Here is a 16,416-nt window from a genome sequence, read left to right on the forward strand (position 1 = left end):
TTGGCATGCCGACCGCGATGAGCGAACCGCCCCACCTCCTGCTAGTCGACGACGAGCGCTCGATCCGCGAGCCGCTCGCTGCCTACCTTGCCAAGCAGGGGTTTCGCGTGACCCAGGCGGCGGACGCCGCTGCCGCGCGGACGCGGATCGCGGCCTATGCCATCGATCTGGTGATCCTCGACATCATGATGCCCGGCGAGGACGGCTTGAGCCTCTGCCGCCACATCGCCGCCACCAGCGATCTGCCCGTCATCCTGCTCACCGCGCGCGCCGAGGAAACCGAGCGGATCGTCGGGCTGGAGATGGGCGCGGACGATTATGTCGTGAAGCCCTTCTCGCCGCGCGAGCTGGCGGCGCGGATCAAGGTGGTGCTGCGCCGCCGCATCGCGGGCGGCACGCGGCAGCATGCGCCCGAAAGCGGCGCCTATGGCTTTGCCGGCTGGCTGTTGCGATCGGGCGAGCGCGTGCTGATTGACCGCGAGGGCGTCTCGGTGCCGCTGTCGACGGGCGAATACAATCTCCTGCTGGCGCTCGTCACCCGCCCGCGCCAGGTGTTGACGCGCGACCAGTTGCTCGACTTGACGCAAGGCCGCGAGGCGGCGGCGTTCGACCGGGCGATCGACAACCAGATCAGCCGCCTGCGCCGCAAGATCGAGGCGGACGGCAAGGCGCCCGAGATCATCAAGACGGTGTGGGGCGGCGGTTACATGCTCGCCACCGAGGTCACGCGCCTGTGACGCGCCGCCGATGATCGGCGTTTCGTGAGGCGGCTCTGGCCCGGGCGGCTGGCGGGGCAGCTCGCCCTGCTGGTCGGCATCGCGCTGTTCGTGGCGCAGGCGATCAACTTCGCGCTGATCCTGCACGAGCGGCGCACGCTGCGCTACGAACAGGTGGCGGGCCCGGTCGCGGCGCGCGTGGCCGACGCGATCGACCGCGCCGCGCAGGGCCGCGCGCCCGATGGCGATCACGGCCGCGTGCGGCGGCTCGATGCCGATCCGATCGATCCGCGCTTGCCGCGCGAGGCGCGCGTCGAATCCGATCTGCGCCGCGAACTGGCGGAAGACGGCGTCCGCGTCGGCCGGATCGCCACCGGCATCCGCCCGGCGCAACCCGGCGTGCCGCCCGACCTGCCGGCGCCGCGCCACCATCATGCCCGTCCGCGATGGACCGATTACGAGCTGCTGGTCGCGGTCGAGCAGCCCGGGCGGGGATGGTTCGTGCAGCGTGTGCCGTGGCCCGGCAGCGACGGCTGGTTGATCTGGCGGCTCGTCGCGCAGACGCTGCTCCTCTACGGCATGGTGCTGGTGCCGCTGTTGTGGATCGGCCGGCACATCTCGCGCCCGCTCGAGGGACTGGCGCTGGCGGCGAGCCGCTTCCGCCCGGGCGACGGCGCCGCGCCGCTGCCGCTCAGCGGGCCGCATGACGTCGCGGCGGTGATTGCCGCCTTCAACGCGCTGCGCTCGCGCGTCGATGCGATGCTGGACGAGAAGGACCGGATGCTGGGCGCGATCGGCCATGATCTGCGCACCCCGCTGGCGGCGCTTCGCGTGCGCATCGAATCGGTGGAGGACGATACCGACCGGGCACGCATGATCGACACGGTCGCCGAGATGAACCGCACCCTGGACGACATCCTGTCGCTCGCGCGCCTCGGCCGTCCGAGCGAAGCGCCGACCGAGGTGGATCTGGCCGCGCTCGTCGATGCCGTGGTCGAGGATTTCCGCGATCTCGGCGCCGACGTCACCTTCCTCGAGGCGGACCGGCTGACGCTGCGGCTGCGGCCGTCGCTGATCCGCCGCGCGGTGCGCAACCTCATCGAGAATGCCGTCAAATATGGCGGCTCCGCGACGGTGGGCGTCGCCCGCCACGCGGATGCGGTGACCATCGCGGTCGCCGACCAAGGGCCGGGCATTCCCGAAGACCGGCTGGGCGATGTGTTCGATGCCTTCACCCGGCTGGAGACGTCGCGCAACCGCGAGACCGGCGGGATTGGCCTGGGCCTCGCGCTGGCCCGCGCGATCGTGCGCGAGGCGGGCGGCGATATCGTGCTCGCCAATCGCCCGAACGGAGGCCTGCTGGCCACGATCCACTTGCCGCGCTGATCGGGGATCGGCAAAGGCGCAACGACGTTGCCCTGCCGAACGACCGGGAGCCCTGCCATGACCGATGCCCCATCCTCGCCCGCGGCCGATCCCTGGTGGAAGGGCGCGGTGATCTACCAGATCTATCCGCGCAGCTTCGCCGATTCCAACGGCGACGGCGTGGGCGATCTCGTCGGGATCACGCGGCACCTCGATTATGTCGCGGCGCTGGGCGTGGACGGCATCTGGCTGTCTCCGTTCTTCACCTCGCCGATGGCCGATTTCGGCTATGACGTGGCGGATTACGAGGATGTCGATCCGATCTTCGGCACGCTCGCCGATTTCGACGCGCTGATCGCCCGCGCGCATGCGCTGGGGCTGAAGGTCGTCATCGATCAGGTCTATGCGCACACCTCGGACCAGCACGCCTGGTTTGCCGACAGCCGCGCCGACCGCACCAACCCGCGCGCCGACTGGTATGTGTGGGCCGATGCCAAGCCCGAGGGATCGCCGCCCAACAACTGGCAATCGGTGTTCGGGGGCGCCGCCTGGACATGGGACGCGCGCCGCCGCCAGTATTACATGCACAATTTCCTGAAGGAGCAGCCGCAGCTCAACGTGCATCTGGAAGCGGTGCAGAGCGCGCTGTGCGACACCGCGCGATTCTGGCTCGATCGCGGCGTCGACGGTTTCCGGCTCGATGCGATCAATTTCGCGATGCACGATCCGGCCCTGGCCGACAATCCGCCCGCACCCGACGACGGAACGCCCCGCACCCGGCCGTTCGATTTCCAGCTCCATGTCCACAACCAGGGCCATGCCGACATCCCGCGCTTTCTCGAGCGGCTGCGCGCGGTGCTCGACACCTATCCGGGCGAGCGCTTCACCGTCGCCGAGGTGGGCGGCGCCGACAGCGACCGCGAGATGAAGCTCTTCACCCGCGGCGACGATCGGCTGAACAGCGCCTATGGCTTCGAACTGCTCTACACGCCCGCGCTCACGCCGCGCGCCGTGGCGGATGCGATCGGACGCTGGCCGGGGCATGCCGGCGAAGGCTGGCCGAGCTGGGCATTCGAGAATCACGACGTGCCCCGCGCGCCGACACGCTGGAGCGACGCCGCCGATCACGACGCGTTCGTGCGCATGAAGATGCTCCTGCTGCTCTGCCTGCGCGGCAACGCCTTCCTCTATTATGGCGAGGAGCTGGGGCTGCCGCAGGTGACCATCGCCTATGAGGATCTGCAGGATCCCGAAGCGATCGCCAACTGGCCGCTGACGCTGTCGCGCGACGGCGCGCGCACGCCGATGCCGTGGCGCGCGGACGAGCGCTACGCGGGCTTCTCCACCGCCAAGCCGTGGCTGCCCGTCGGACACGACCATCCCGCGCTCGCGGTCGACCGGCAGGAGGGCGACGAGCATTCGCTGCTCCATCTCACCCGCCATCTGCTCCATATCCGCAAGGACAGCGTGGCATTGACTCGCGGCGACCTGCGCGTGGTGGAGGCGAGCGACACCATCCTAGCGATCGAGCGCACCGCGCCCGGCGAGCGGCTGCTCTGCGTGTTCAACATGCGCCGCGAACCGACACACTGGGCGCCGGCCGATGCCGAGCGGTGGCGCATCGCCGAGCGGGTCAACCAGGTGGGCGACTGGACCTTCGGCGGCTTCGGCGCGTGCATCGCGGAGGCCGATTGAGGCTCAATCCTCGACGATCCGGCTGGTCGTGCGCGTATCCGCCATGCGCAGATACACGACCAGCGACACGCCGATCATCGCGGTGACATAGACGTAGAAGCCGCGCTCGAGTCCGGCATTCTTCAGCCATAGCGCGACATATTCCGCGGTGCCGCCGAACAGCGTGTTGGCGAGCGCATAGGGCAATGCCACGCCCAACGTGCGGATATGCGCCGGGAAGAGTTCGGCCTTCACCACCGCGTTGATCGCGGTATAGCCGGTGACGATCACCAGCGCGGCGCAGACCAGCGCCAGTGCGGCGAGCGGGCTTCGCACCCGTTCGAGCGCGAGGAAGATCGGGATGGTGAACGCCACCCCCGCACCGCCGAAGCCGACCATCAGCGGCTTGCGCCCGATCCGATCCGAGAGGGCGCCCGCCACCGGCTGGAGCAGCATGTAGAGCGTCAGCGCCACCGCCATCACCCCGGTCGCGCTCTGCCGCGTTAGCCCTGAGGTGTTCACCAGGAATTTCTGGAGATAGATCGTATAGGCGTAGAAGGCGAGCGTGCCGCCGGCGGTGAGCAGCATCACCGTGAGCGCCTCGCGCGGATGATCGCGCAGCAGCGCCATCCCGCTCGATCGCGCCCCGTCGCCGCGCTGAACGTTGCGGAACGAGGGCGTCTCGATCAGCCCCCGCCGGATCCGATAAACCGCGATCGCGAGCAGCCCGCCAATCGCGAACGGAATCCGCCAACCCCAAGCGTCGAGCGCAGCCTCGGGAAGCCAGGCCTGGAGGATCAGCAGCACGCACAAAGCGACCTGCTGCCCGGCGATCAGCGTGACATATTGGAAGCTTGAATAGAAACCCCGCCGCGACCGCTCCGCCATCTCGGACAGATACACCGCGCTCGCACCATATTCGCCGCCGACGCTCAATCCTTGCAGCAACCGCGCGAAGACTAGCACCGCGGGCGCCCCCCAGCCAATCGTCCGGTACGATGGGCACAGCGCGATCAGGAAGGCGCCCGCGCACATCAGCGTGACCGACAGCGTCAGCGCCGCCTTGCGCCCGTGGCGATCAGCATAGACGCCCATCGCCCATGCCCCCACCGGCCGCATCAGAAACCCGACCGCGAAGACGGCGGCGGTGTTCAGCAATTGCGCGGTGCGGTTGCCGGCGGGGAAGAATGCGGGCGCGAAATACAGCGCGAACGCCGAATAGGCATACCAGTCGAACCATTCGACCAGATTGCCGGCCGACCCGCCCAGGATCGACCGCAGCCGGACGCCGCGGCCCGGCACCGACGATCCGGCCGGGGCCGCGTCGCCGCTCAGGCCAGCAACCCGTCGACCGGTTCGCCAGCGTCGCGATCGCTCCCGGTCGCCTGCTCGGCGGCCGCGATCAGCCGGCGCCCGGTCTCGGCCGCGGCCGCCGCGGTCATCGCCACCGCGACGCCATCCGGCCCGTCGAGGATGATCTGGCCCTGCTCCACGCTCACGACGCCCGGCTCGGTCTGGGGACTGTTCTGCTTGATCGGCATGTGAACCTACTCCTTCCGCTCTGCGGCGGTCCCATAGAGGTAACCGGGATCGAACTCTCCGATCGTGCATAACGCCGCGACGTCGCCGATCGTCGCCTGCCCCTGGCGAAAGGTCAGCAGTCCGCGCTCCCGCAAGGTCCGCAGCACGCGGTTGACGTGAACGCCGGTGATCCCGCACGCCTCGGCCAGGTCGGTCTGCGTCACCGGCAGCGCGAAGCGGCCGCCGCTCGCGAGCCCGACCATGTCCAACCGCGCGTTCACCTCGCAAAAGAAATGCGCGACGCGGCCCTCCGCGCCCAGCCGCCCGAGGCGGAAGATCCATTCGCGGTGCATCGCGGCATCCAGCAGCGTGCTGAACCACAGCATCCGCGCGAGATGGGGCATGCGCTCGGTCAGTTCGGTCAAGGTGCGATGATCATAGACTGCGATCGTGCAGGGCGTGATCGTCGCTACGTCGTGATCGAGCCGGTGCATCGGAAAGGCGTGGAGATCGACGAAATCGCCGGGGACGTGGATCGCCACGAGCTGCCGCTCGCCATCGCGATCGTCCATGTAGCGGCACATGAACCCGTCCAGCAGCAACGTGCTCGTCTCGACGCGTTCGCCGGCGCGTACCAATTGCATGCGCGGGCGGAGTTCACGCACCACCGAGATCGAATCCTCGATCGCGCGCAGCTCGTCCCCGTCGAGCTGATCGCGCCCTCGCCCCAGAAGCCAGCGGGCGGTCAGCATATCCTTATCCAACTTCAGGTCCCCAGTCCCATGCCCGCCCGGATCCCGATCGTGCGTGCGCGGGGAATAACGCGGCAGGGGGCGCAGAGGCAATCGGCAAACCGGCACGCACCCGTCCGCCGCCGGGACGACCGATCGTCGAAATGCCACGGAGCTTTGCGCGATTGTGCCGGGTTGCGGCGGATCGGCGCATCGCAGGGCATCGATTCCGCGACCGGCGCTGCAAGTTTGCGCGGTTCGCCCAATCGCGCGGCACCGCGCCCACCTAAGATCGCCCCGTACCGACGATCCATCCGCCGGATCGCAGCCGAGGAGGACATGATGGCTTTTCCAACCGCCGTAAACGACCAGATCACCGATTCGGTCACGCAGGCCAACACCAAAGTGCTGGGCGACGCCCCCGCCATCGCGATGGGCAATCTGTATCAGGCGACCGCCCAGGCGCTCGCCAACGCCGCGCACAATGCGACGGGCGCCCAGCAGCAGAGCTATGTGACGGCGCAGGCCGCGACGACGATGGGCGTCGCCACCCTCTATGCCGTCGACACCGCGTCGACGGGCGTCGCCACCAAGGACATCCTCGACAGCATCCCGCGCCCGCCGCGCGGCCTTGGCTGATCGACCGCCCCCAGGATTTCTCAACCGAGTAGGACCGCACCATGGCCTTTCCCACCGCCGTCAACAGCCAGATCACCGATTCCGTCACCCAGGCCAACACCAAGGTGCTGGGCGACGCCCCCGCCATCGCGATGGGCAATCTGTACCAGGCGACCGCCCAGGCGCTCGCCAACGCCGCGCACAATGCGACGAACGCGCAGCAGCAGAGCTATGTGACGGCGCAGGCCGCGACGACGATGGGCGTCGCCACGCTCTACTCGCTCGACACGGCGTCGACCGGCATCGCCACCAAGACGATCCTGACCGCCTGACCGCGGTTTCCCGTTCCCGCGCCTGAGGACCTTGCCGCATGGCCTATCCTACCGCCGTCAACGACCAGATCACCGATACGGTGACGCAGGCGAACACGCAGGTGCTCGCCGTCTCTCCGGCGGTCGCGATGGGCAATCTGTACCAGGCGACCGCCCAGGCGCTCGCCAACGCCGCGCACAACGCCACGATGGCGCAGCAGCAGATGTACGTGACCGCGCAGGCGGCGACCACGACGGGCGTCGCGTTGCTCTATTCGCTCGGCACCGCGTCGGACGGCGTCGCCACCAAGAAGATCCTTGGCTGAACCGGGCGCCCGCCCGAGCCGCCGCTTTCATGAGGAGGAACCATCATGGCATTCCCGACCGCCATCAACGATCAGATCACCGACTCCGTCGCGCAGGCCAACACCGAAGTGCTGGGCGGGGCGCCCGCCGTTGCGATGGGCAATCTGTTCGTCGCGACCGGCCAGGCGCTCTCCAACGCCGCCCACAACGCGACCAACAACCAGCAGCAAAGCTATGTGACGATGCAGGCCTCGACCACGCAGGCGGTCTCCACGCTGCTGTCGATCGACACCGCGTCCGATGGCTCGGCGACGAGCGACATCGACGGCAGCGGCACCAAGACGACACGGACGCGCGGAGTGGCGGGGCTGCATTACTGATCGCAGTCGGTCGCCGGGGCGCATGAGCGATCCCGAAGCGGCGCCGCATGGCCGATACGCCCTCCACCGCCGACTTCCTCTCGGTCGCCGATGCGCCCGCCATCGCCATGGGCATGGTCTATGTTGCCGGGGCGGACAGTATCGGCCTGGCGATGGCCAATGCGGTCGCCGCCCAGCAGCGCGGGCAAGTGCTGGGTGGCGCGGCGCTCGCACAGATACTCGTCCTCATCGTCGCCAAGGGAGGCGCAAGCTGATGTCCGAAGGAACCGTCAACAGCCAGATCGTCGATTCGGTCTCGAACGTCGTCACGCTGACCGGGGGACAGGCCCCGGCCCAGGCGTTCGCGATGCTCGATACGGTGATGATCGAGACGCTGGGCATGGCGATGTACAACGCCGTCTCGCGCCAGCAGGGCGCCAGCATGATCGGCTCCGCGGCGGTGACGGCGGCCTGCGCCAAGATGCTCGGCACGCCGTTCGGCGTGGCCGCGCCGCCGCCGGTGCCGCCCATCCCCGATCCGCTGCCGCCGCACGGCGTCCAGCCGCTCGAACCGGTGCCCAAATCGCCCGCCACGATCATCGCCGAGGCCACCGCCGACATGGCCGATGCGGTGGCCCGCCTGCGCGACGAGGAGGCCGCCGCCGAGCGCAATGTCGCCGCGGCGCGGGCGGCGACGGAGGGGCTCGTGCCGCCGGCCGTCGCCCCATCGGCCGCTGCTGCGAAGACCCCAGGCTATTTCGCGCCGGGCATGCGCCCAACGGCGGCCGCTACGGATCCAACGCCCAGCGTGGACCCGGCCGCCGTCGCCAAAGCCACCACGACGGCCATCTCGATCACGTCGCAGACGGTGCCCGTCAACCTCGCGGACAAGGCCACCGAGCCGCCCGTGCCACCCCCGCTCCGTTAAGTCGCCACCCCAATCCGAGGACGCGTCATGCCCGATCCCGTCGAGGTCAATCCCCAGGTGATCGACGTCATCACCCAGTCGCAAAAGGCGACGATGGCGCATCAGGTCGTGCTGACCAGCGGCGCCGGCAAGGCGTACCAGTCGGTCGCCCAATCCAGCGCCATCGCGGTGCAGGACGCGGCCGATGCGCTGCGCAACATCTCGACGATTGCCACCACCGCGGCCGGCGTCGCGATCGCGCAGTTCCTGGCGACGGGCGAGCCGAAATACGCCACCGCGCTCACCTACGCCCAGGATCTGGTCAAGAGCGCCACCGACGATTTCAGCCTGATCGGCGCCGCCGCGGCGAAGATCCTCAGCGACTTCCCGGCGGGCTGAGAGAGGAAATGGCGCCATGACCGTCTCCGTCGCAAGCCGGCTGTACCGGCCGTCCGGGCTGTCCGATCTAGGGCGGCTGGTGCTGGCCTTCATCGATGGCGGCCGCCAATGGATCGACTGGGCGATGGCGGACCAGCACGCCCGCTATCAGTTCGCGGACGAGGTCGCGCTGGTCTGCGCGGTCCAGTCCGGGCTGCACGGCGCACCGTTCGTGCTGCTGGCGAAGACCGGCGTCCTCGTCAGCCCGGCGAAGCTGATGGCGACGGGCATCGCCGATCTGCGCATCCTGGCACAGGCCGAAGCCAGCACGGGCACGCCGCCCTCCGCGGTGGAGCTGACGCGCGTGTTGACGACGCACGGTCTGGTCACCGCGGCGCAGCTTGCGGACGGCACCGCGCTGCTGTCGCAGATGGGCCTGGGCGATCGCCCCGTGTTCCAGGTGCTGACGCTGGAAGACCGGCTGGCGCTGCGCACGCTCGACCTCGACGCGCGCGCCACGCCGCCGCCTGTAGGGATGATGGCGGAGGCGGCCGCGTTCGGCGTCGCGCAGGCGCGCACCCCGCTCGAGTTCATCGATTACACGCGTGCCTATCTCGCCTTCGCGATGCGGCCCGGCGCGCCCGTTACCGCGGCGGACCGGGCGTCGGCGATGCAGCGCGCGCTCGACACGCTGCTCCCGCTCAGCTTCGCCGCGCTCGATTCCCCAAGCGTGCCAGGACTGGTGGCGCCGTGGGAGGTGAGCGCGGCTATCGCCGAATGGCTGCTGATGGGCCGGCAGGTCGGCTTCGCGCGCGCATCGCTGGCCGTGCAGCAGATCGTGGCGCATGCCGGCTATACCGATCAGACCGGCACCGCCGCGCAGGATCTGGTGCGCGATTATCTGGCGCGCGGACGCGTGCTGCTGGGCGATCCGGACCTCGGCCGTGGGCGGCTGGGCCAGGACGGCGCCTCCTGCACCTTCGACATCGCATCGCACACCGACGAGGCGATCGTCGAGCTCGGCGCGACGGGCATCATCACGCTCGCGCGCCTCGCCCGTGCACCGCAGACCCCGTCAACACCCCCGGCCGAGGAGCCCTATCGATGACCGACGTTCGATCGCTGACGCAGAATTACAATGATCTGCAGGCGGAAATGGCAAAGCTCATGACCGCCTATCATCCGGGCAACATGGCCGCCCCGTATAGCGACGGCAGCGTCGCCGCGAGCGAGACGGACGTGCAGGCCGCGGAGAACGAGCCGGGCCTCGGCGACGGCAGCGCCGATCCGGTGCGCGAGGCCGAACAGAGCCCCGGCCTCGCGGCGTCGCGCCCACAGCCTGCGCCGTTCCCCGGCCCCATCCCCGGCGCGTCGGCCGCGCCGCCCTCGTCGTCCGACGCGGCCGCGATGGCGATGAACGCCGCCCTGCGCGCGACGCGCGCGGCGCTGGTGCAGAACGTCGCAATGATCGACCAGTCGCTGGCCGCCGCGGATACCGCGGTGAGGCAGGCGATGGCGGCGATGGCGCTCCAGCCGGGTAGCGGCACCTGGCGCGGCTAAGCCATCGGCCGGACGCCGCACAAGCCACCACGCCGGAGCAATCGATGGTCCGCATCGGATGCGCCGGCTGTTGCTCCGCCGGGCCGATCGCCTTCTAACCCATGGCAGGCATTGGCGGCGTCGCGCATGCCGGAGTGGCGGGGGGGGATCGATCCTTTGGCTTTTTCGAGCGATCCGAAGGTCGACGCCCTCCTGCACGGCCTGGGGGATGCACACCGCACCCTGCCCGATCTCCTGGAAGCGGTCATGCGGGCGGTGGCCGCGCAGGTGGCGCCGCGCGGCGGGTCGATCCGGCTGCGCGGACACGGCACGCTGGTGATCGGCCATCATGGCGGACAGACGGTGTCGGACTGGCTGAGCGAATCGCCCGAACCAGCAGCGCAGTCGATCGATGCGCTGGTCGCGACGCAGATTGCCGGGATCCATCCCACCGAATCGGCGTCCACCGCGGGCGAGCAGGCCTATGCGATCGCCTATGCCGGGCAGCCGCTCGGAGAATTGCGGCTCGATCTGCCTTCGCCACCGCCGCCGGGCGGCGCGGTCGACGGCCTGATCCGCCAGGTCGCCGCCAATCTCGGGCCGCTGGTGAAGCGCTACGAGGTGCGACGCTGGAGCGAGGCGCGGCTCGGCTGCCCGATGATGCTCGTCGGCATGAGCCGGCCGCTGCGCACGCTCGAACGCTTTCTCGAGATCGCGACGCGGGGCGACCTGCCGGTGCTGCTGCGCGGCGAGTTCGGCACCGAAAAGGCGCAGCTCGCCGCCACGCTCCATTGCTGCGGCGCGCGGGGCGACGGGCCGTTCGTCCAGATCAACTGCGCCGAGCCCGACGGCGGCCCCGGCGCCTGGGTCGATCGCGCGGCGGGCGGCACGCTCTATCTCGACGACATCGACGCGCTCGACCCCAAGCTGCAACGCCAATTGCCGCAATATCTTCCGTCGCGGCTCGGCCAGTGGCTCGATCGGCGGGGCGACCGGTCGGTGCGCGTGATCGCCTCCACCACCGCCGATCTTCACGCGCGCGCGGCGGAGGGGCGGTTCTCGCGCGCGCTGCTGGCGGAGCTCGACTATCTGTCCGCCACCATTCCACCCTTGCGCGAACGCGCCGCCGACATCGCCGCGCTGATCGGCCATGTCCTCGAACGCAACGGCTATCGCGCGGAGGACAAGCGCACCGACGCGCTGGTCAGCCTGTGCCAGGCGCATGACTGGCCCGAAAACCTGTTCGAGCTCGACCGGACGATCGCGCGGCTCGCAGTGATGACCGAGGGCAGGCCGATCGACCGCCGCGCGGTGCGCGACCATGCCCCCGGACTCGTGGCCGACGACGATCCCGATCCGCCACGATATGGGGACGATGGCGACGACGAAGCGCCCGCCGCCGACGCTGCGCGCTGGGTGCGTGCGGCGCTCGGCGACGGCAGCGGTACGCAGGGCCTGCACGATGCGCTGGCCCGCGCGCTCTCGCATCTCGGCCGCCATTTCGCCGATCCGCTGAGCATCGGCCAGCTCGCCTGGGCGGCGGGGGTCAGTCCCTCGCATCTGAGCTTTCTATTTCGCAGCGGGATCGGCATGCCATTCAAGACGCTGCTCGCGCATATCCGCATCCACAAGGCGTGCGAATTGCTCGGCGGCGATCACCGCCGCCCCGTCACCGACGTGGCGCTAAGCGTCGGGTTCGCCGATCTCAGCCACTTCGAACGCAGCTTCCGCCGCATCGTCGGCCAGCCGCCACGCGCCTTCCGCCGCGCACAGGTGGGCGGCTAGAACCAGAAGCGCACCCCGGCGACGAGGCTCGCCTGCGAATGATCCTCGCCATCGGCCCGTGCGTAGCGCGCGGTGGCGCCGAGCCGTCGGTCCCAGGACACCCCGACATAGGGGGCGAATTCGCGCGCGATCTCGTAGCGCAGCCGCAGGCCCAGTTCGGCGTTCGACAGGCCCGCGCCGATGCGGCTGCGCGCCACGTCCTGCGCGGCGAGGTTCAGCTCGACACGCGGCTGGAGCACGAGGCGCTGGTTGAGGCGTTCGTCGTACCAGCCCTCGATCCGCCCAAGCAGGTCGCCGCGATCGGACAGGAACAACGCGGCTTCGGTCTCGACCATATAGGGGGCCAGTCCCTCGATCCCGAGCGTCGCATAGCTGCGCGGCGCGGGCGCGACATCGTGGCGAAGTCCGGCCTGAAGATCGAAATAGGGCCCGATCGCGCGCGAATACAGCGCCTCGAGCTCGGCGGCATCGACGCCGTGGCGGCCGCCATCCCCCTCGCTCTTCAACACCAGCCCATCGCGGTCGCCGCCGATCCACGCCTCGCCGTTCCAGCGATAGCCGACCCGCCCATCGCGCACCTGCAACTCGGCCAGGTTGAAGAGCAGTTGGTAAAAGACCTGCCCCCCCTGCTCGGCCATCATCCGCCGCCGCGCCGCCGCCATCGCGGCGACGGGCCAGTCGCGATCGGCATAATGGTCGCGCGGTGGCGGCGGCGCGGGTGCGTCGCCGGCTGGCAGCGCGGTTCCGGCCAAGGCCTGCGCAGCCGGCGGCATGGTCATCCCCGGCATCGCCGTCATGTCCATGGCCGGCATGGCATCCGGCTTCGCCTCGGTCGCCGGGGATTCAGCGTGCGCGGGGACGGCGGGATGCCGGTCTGCGTGCATGGGAGGATGATGCGCCGGGTGCTTGGCGGTCGGCCTGACGGGCGCCGAGGGCCTGACGGGCATCGGCATCGGCATCGTCATGCCCGGCATCGCCTGCGCCGCCGCCATGCCGGGCAGCAGCGCGACCAGCCCGAGCGGCCATCTCATGCCGCCTCGCCCGCGGGCCTGACGCTCACGACGCGCATCATCCCCGCATGCATGTGATAGAGCATGTGGCAGTGGAACGCCCAGTCGCCCACCGCATCCGCGGTCAGGTCGAAGCTGGCGGTGCCGCCCGGCTGGACGATAACGGTATGCTTGCGCGGCGCATGGTCGCCCTGTCCCGTCACCAGCTCGAAGAAATGGCCGTGAAGATGGATCGGATGCGCCATCATCGTATCGTTGACGAGCCGGACGCGGACGCGTTCGCCCAGCACGAACGGCAGCGGCTCCATCGCGTCCGACATCTTCATGCCGTCGAACGACCACATATAGCGTTCCATATTGCCCGTCAGATGGACGTCGATCGTCCGCCCCGGCGCGCGCACATCGGGGTTGCGCGCCGCCGCGACGAGGTCGCGATAGGTGAGCACGCGGTGTCCTGCATCGGCCAGCCCCTGCCCGGGATCGCCGGTGCGGTCGGCCGGCATCGGCGCGATCGTCTGCACGCCGGAATCGCGCGCGACCTGCGGCGCGCGCGCGAAGTCACGCATCGACATCGCACCCATCGCCATCGGTGCGGGCGTGGCCGCTGCCGGCATCGCCATGCCCGTCATGGCATGCCCTTCCGCCATCCCCGCCATGCCCATATCCGCCATGGTCGCGACCGGGCGGCGGCGCAGCGGCGGCACCGCCCCGACCATCCCGGCGCGTGGCGCGAGCGTCGCGCGCGCTATGCCCGACCGGTCGACGCTCTCGCTCACCAGCGTATAGGCGCGATCGTCCGGCGGAATGACGATCGCGTCATAGGTCTCGGCCACGCCGATCTGGAACTCGTCCACGGTGACGGGTTTCACGTCCATCCCGTCGGCCTGCACGATCGTCATCGGCAGGCCCGGGATACGCACGTTGAACGTCGTCATCGACGAGGCGTTGACGATCCGCAGCCGCACGCGCTCGCCGCGCGCGAACAGACCCGTCCAATTGTCGCGCGGGCCATGGCCGTTGACGAGATAGGTATAGGCCGCGCCGGTCACGTCGGCGATGTCGGTCGGGTCCATCCGCATCCGCCCCCAGCGCAACCGTTCCGCAAGCGGCTGGTCGCGCCCGGCGATCAGCCCGTGGAGCGTCTGCTGCTGATAGTCGTAATAGCCCGGCTGCAGCTTCAGCCGGCGCAGGATCGCCTCGGGCGACTGCGCGCTATGGTCCGACAGGACGATGACGTGCTCGCGATCATAGGGCGCGGCGTCGGGGGCTGCGGGATCGATCACGATCGGGCCATAGACGCCCAGCTGCTCCTGCAATCCCGAATGGCTGTGATACCAATAGGTGCCCGCTTGCTTCACCGGAAACGCATAGGTGAAGCGGGTGTGCGGCGCGATGCCGGGAAACGAGATGCCCGGCACCCCGTCATAGCGCGCCGGCACGAGCAGCCCGTGCCAATGGAGCGAACTGTCCTCGTCCAGCCCGTTCGTGACGTGGAGCCGCACGTCCTGCCCCTCGCGCAGCCGGATGAGCGGCCCGGGCACCGTGCCGTTGATCCCGATCGCGCGCGTCGCCCGGCCGTCCATCACCAGCGTCTGCCGCGCGATCGTCAGCGCGATGTCGGTGCCCGACACCACCGGCAGCGGCGCCGCGATCCCCGCCGACACCGGCTGCGCCCAGGCCGGCAGCCACGCCGCCAGCGCCGCCGTGCCCGCAACGCCGCGCAGCACGCTCCGCCGATCGACGGCGCGGCTCACGCCCGGCGCCAGCGCCGGAACAACCCCCGTTTCGACAACGCTTCGAACATTTCCTCGGGGCCTTCCGGATCGAGCACCTCATTGTCGGCCAGCCAGGTCTCGACGCTGCTCAGGTCCGGAATATGGTAGGAGCCGAGCGTCTTGCCGGTGCCGCGCAGATGCTCGATCGCGCCGATCAGCGAGCCGCGCTCCGCGATCGCGGCGGCGACGGTTGCGCGGTCGGTGCCCAGATGCTCGGCGATCAGGCCGTCGCGGATCGCGGTGACGCAGGCGCGCTGCTCGGGCGCCTCGACCGCGATCGCCAGATCGCATTCGGTGTCGAGCGCGAGCGAGCGGTTGTTCACGTTAGAGGAGCCGAGCCGCAGCACGCGATCGTCGGCGATCAGGATCTTGGCGTGGCAATAGATCGGCGCGCCGCCCGCGGTATAGGGATGATACATCCGCAATCGCCCATGCCGGTCGCGCCGGCGCAGCGCCTCCATCAGCCGCGCGCGCGCGGTGTCCATCGCCACCGGCTCCAGCCACCCTTGCGCATGTTCGGGATTGATGACGACAATCTCGGGCCCGTCCGCCTCGTCCAGCCGCCGCGCCACCGCCTCGGCCACGCGGCGCGAGGCGAAATACTGGCTCTCGATATACAGATGCCGCTTCGCGCCCGCGATCTGCGCGAGAAACAGCGCTTCGTTCTCGCGCACCTCGGTCTGGTCCTTCATCCGCGGCACGGTGCGCGCGATCGCCACGTCCACCCCGGTGAAGTCCTTCGCCAGCCCCTCGGGCCAGCAAGGGCCTGCCGTCGTGACGGCCTCGAGCGTGCCCCCCTTCGCAACGCGCCACCGGTCGCGCGCCAGTTCGCCGAGCGCGGCGGCCACCGGCCCGTTCACCGCGCTGATCGCGTCGTGCCAGGGCTTGTAGGGCTTGCCGCGCGGCGTCATCCGGCCGGGATCGCCGTCGCGGTGCTCGCGCGTATCCCACCGGTCGCTGGTCATGTCGATGCCGCCGCAAAAGGCAAGGCAATCGTCGACGATCACGATCTTCTGGTGATGCGACCCACCCGTCGGGTGATGCCCGTCGAGCCGGGTGTGGATCCGTGGATGGCGCATCCATTTCAGCACCGTCAGCACGGTCGTGCCGCGCAGCACGGCCTTCAGCGCCCCGACGTCCCAGCGCAGCAGGAACACTTCGAGATCGGGATTGCGCTCCACCAGCCAATAGACGAACTCGCCGATCGTCGCCGGCCCTCCGGACGCCTCGCTGTCGAGCACGATCCGCGCGTCGAAATCCCAGCCGACCATCATGATCCGGCGCTTGGCGCCCAGCATCGCGCGGCGGGCGTAGCGGAAATAATCCGCGGCATCGACGATCACCGACATGGCGTCGGCCCGTTCGATCCGCCAGCAATCGCGACCCGGCTGCATGTTCCCTCCTCGGCTGTCGGCCGGCCC

Annotated in this window: 19 protein-coding genes; 13 read left to right on the top strand and 6 right to left on the bottom strand. The window is 69.8% G+C overall.

What is annotated here, in order from left to right; translation table 11 throughout:
- Positions 1 to 17 precede the first annotated feature (17 nt).
- Genes L8H00_RS03700 through L8H00_RS03710 form a run of 3 tightly spaced genes read left to right on the top strand, consistent with a single transcriptional unit; the run spans position 18 to position 3,776 of the window.
- Positions 18 to 737, top strand: a complete 720-nt coding sequence (locus tag L8H00_RS03700) for a response regulator (protein ID WP_242095855.1) — start codon at positions 18 to 20, stop codon at positions 735 to 737.
- A gap of 24 nt (positions 738 to 761) precedes the next feature.
- Positions 762 to 2,102 (top strand): HAMP domain-containing sensor histidine kinase, encoded by a 1,341-nt coding sequence (locus tag L8H00_RS03705; protein WP_242095856.1) that lies wholly within the window; start codon positions 762 to 764, stop codon positions 2,100 to 2,102.
- 57 nt (positions 2,103 to 2,159) lie between these two features.
- Positions 2,160 to 3,776, top strand: coding sequence for an alpha-glucosidase (locus tag L8H00_RS03710; RefSeq protein WP_242095857.1), 1,617 nt, complete (start codon positions 2,160 to 2,162; stop codon positions 3,774 to 3,776).
- Between the two features lie 3 nt (positions 3,777 to 3,779).
- Here L8H00_RS03710 and L8H00_RS03715 read toward each other — a convergent pair whose 3' ends face one another.
- The 3 genes from L8H00_RS03715 to L8H00_RS03725 are packed head-to-tail and all read right to left on the bottom strand — an operon-like array spanning position 3,780 to position 6,028.
- On the bottom strand, positions 3,780 to 5,057 hold the full coding sequence (locus tag L8H00_RS03715; RefSeq protein ID WP_242095858.1) for an MFS transporter: 1,278 nt from the start codon (positions 5,055 to 5,057) through the stop codon (positions 3,780 to 3,782).
- 29 nt (positions 5,058 to 5,086) lie between these two features.
- The gene (locus L8H00_RS03720; protein ID WP_242095859.1) at positions 5,087 to 5,296 is read right to left on the bottom strand and encodes a hypothetical protein; all 210 of its coding nucleotides are present in this window, start codon (positions 5,294 to 5,296) and stop codon (positions 5,087 to 5,089) included.
- 6 nt (positions 5,297 to 5,302) lie between these two features.
- The gene (locus tag L8H00_RS03725) at positions 5,303 to 6,028 is read right to left on the bottom strand and encodes a Crp/Fnr family transcriptional regulator (RefSeq protein ID WP_242095860.1); all 726 of its coding nucleotides are present in this window, start codon (positions 6,026 to 6,028) and stop codon (positions 5,303 to 5,305) included.
- 321 nt (positions 6,029 to 6,349) lie between these two features.
- Here L8H00_RS03725 and L8H00_RS03730 point away from each other — a divergent pair, with 321 nt between their 5' ends.
- From L8H00_RS03730 to L8H00_RS03775, 10 genes are all read left to right on the top strand, one after another.
- A complete protein-coding gene (locus L8H00_RS03730; RefSeq protein ID WP_242095861.1) occupies positions 6,350 to 6,646 on the top strand; it encodes a RebB family R body protein in 297 nt (98 codons plus the stop codon).
- A gap of 41 nt (positions 6,647 to 6,687) precedes the next feature.
- On the top strand, positions 6,688 to 6,957 hold the full coding sequence (locus L8H00_RS03735; RefSeq protein ID WP_242095862.1) for a RebB family R body protein: 270 nt from the start codon (positions 6,688 to 6,690) through the stop codon (positions 6,955 to 6,957).
- Positions 6,958 to 6,995: 38 nt separating this feature from the next.
- Positions 6,996 to 7,262 (top strand): RebB family R body protein, encoded by a 267-nt coding sequence (locus L8H00_RS03740; RefSeq protein WP_242095863.1) that lies wholly within the window; start codon positions 6,996 to 6,998, stop codon positions 7,260 to 7,262.
- 45 nt (positions 7,263 to 7,307) lie between these two features.
- Positions 7,308 to 7,622: a RebB family R body protein gene (locus L8H00_RS03745; RefSeq protein ID WP_242095864.1), complete on the top strand. Its 315-nt coding sequence runs from the start codon at positions 7,308 to 7,310 to the stop codon at positions 7,620 to 7,622.
- A gap of 47 nt (positions 7,623 to 7,669) precedes the next feature.
- Positions 7,670 to 7,876 (top strand): RebB family R body protein, encoded by a 207-nt coding sequence (locus L8H00_RS03750; RefSeq protein WP_242095865.1) that lies wholly within the window; start codon positions 7,670 to 7,672, stop codon positions 7,874 to 7,876.
- Positions 7,876 to 8,529, top strand: a complete 654-nt coding sequence (locus tag L8H00_RS03755) for a RebB family R body protein (protein ID WP_242095866.1) — start codon at positions 7,876 to 7,878, stop codon at positions 8,527 to 8,529. The genes L8H00_RS03750 and L8H00_RS03755 overlap by 1 nt, the downstream gene beginning before the upstream one ends.
- 27 nt (positions 8,530 to 8,556) lie before the next feature.
- Positions 8,557 to 8,907 carry a hypothetical protein gene (locus L8H00_RS03760; protein WP_242095867.1) on the top strand — a complete coding sequence of 117 codons (351 nt, stop codon included), beginning with the start codon at positions 8,557 to 8,559 and terminating at the stop codon, positions 8,905 to 8,907.
- 16 nt (positions 8,908 to 8,923) lie between these two features.
- Positions 8,924 to 9,994, top strand: coding sequence for a hypothetical protein (locus L8H00_RS03765; protein ID WP_242095868.1), 1,071 nt, complete (start codon positions 8,924 to 8,926; stop codon positions 9,992 to 9,994).
- Positions 9,991 to 10,446 carry a hypothetical protein gene (locus L8H00_RS03770; protein WP_242095869.1) on the top strand — a complete coding sequence of 152 codons (456 nt, stop codon included), beginning with the start codon at positions 9,991 to 9,993 and terminating at the stop codon, positions 10,444 to 10,446. The genes L8H00_RS03765 and L8H00_RS03770 overlap by 4 nt, the downstream gene beginning before the upstream one ends.
- A 156-nt stretch (positions 10,447 to 10,602) precedes the next feature.
- Positions 10,603 to 12,210, top strand: a complete 1,608-nt coding sequence (locus L8H00_RS03775; RefSeq protein WP_242095870.1) for an AraC family transcriptional regulator — start codon at positions 10,603 to 10,605, stop codon at positions 12,208 to 12,210.
- Here L8H00_RS03775 and L8H00_RS03780 read toward each other — a convergent pair.
- From L8H00_RS03780 to L8H00_RS03790, 3 genes are read right to left on the bottom strand one after another with little or no spacing between them, the layout of a single operon-like run.
- A complete protein-coding gene (locus tag L8H00_RS03780) occupies positions 12,207 to 13,241 on the bottom strand; it encodes a copper resistance protein B (protein ID WP_242095871.1) in 1,035 nt (344 codons plus the stop codon). The genes L8H00_RS03775 and L8H00_RS03780 overlap by 4 nt on opposite strands.
- Entirely contained in the window at positions 13,238 to 14,974 is a 1,737-nt protein-coding gene (locus L8H00_RS03785; protein ID WP_242095872.1) for a copper resistance system multicopper oxidase, read from the bottom strand. The genes L8H00_RS03780 and L8H00_RS03785 overlap by 4 nt, the downstream gene beginning before the upstream one ends.
- Positions 14,971 to 16,389, bottom strand: coding sequence for a phospholipase D-like domain-containing protein (locus tag L8H00_RS03790; RefSeq protein WP_242095873.1), 1,419 nt, complete (start codon positions 16,387 to 16,389; stop codon positions 14,971 to 14,973). The genes L8H00_RS03785 and L8H00_RS03790 overlap by 4 nt, the downstream gene beginning before the upstream one ends.
- Positions 16,390 to 16,416 lie beyond the last annotated feature (27 nt).

The organism is Sphingomonas sp. CROZ-RG-20F-R02-07, from assembly GCF_022662335.1.
In the GTDB taxonomy this organism is placed as follows: domain Bacteria; phylum Pseudomonadota; class Alphaproteobacteria; order Sphingomonadales; family Sphingomonadaceae; genus Sphingomonas.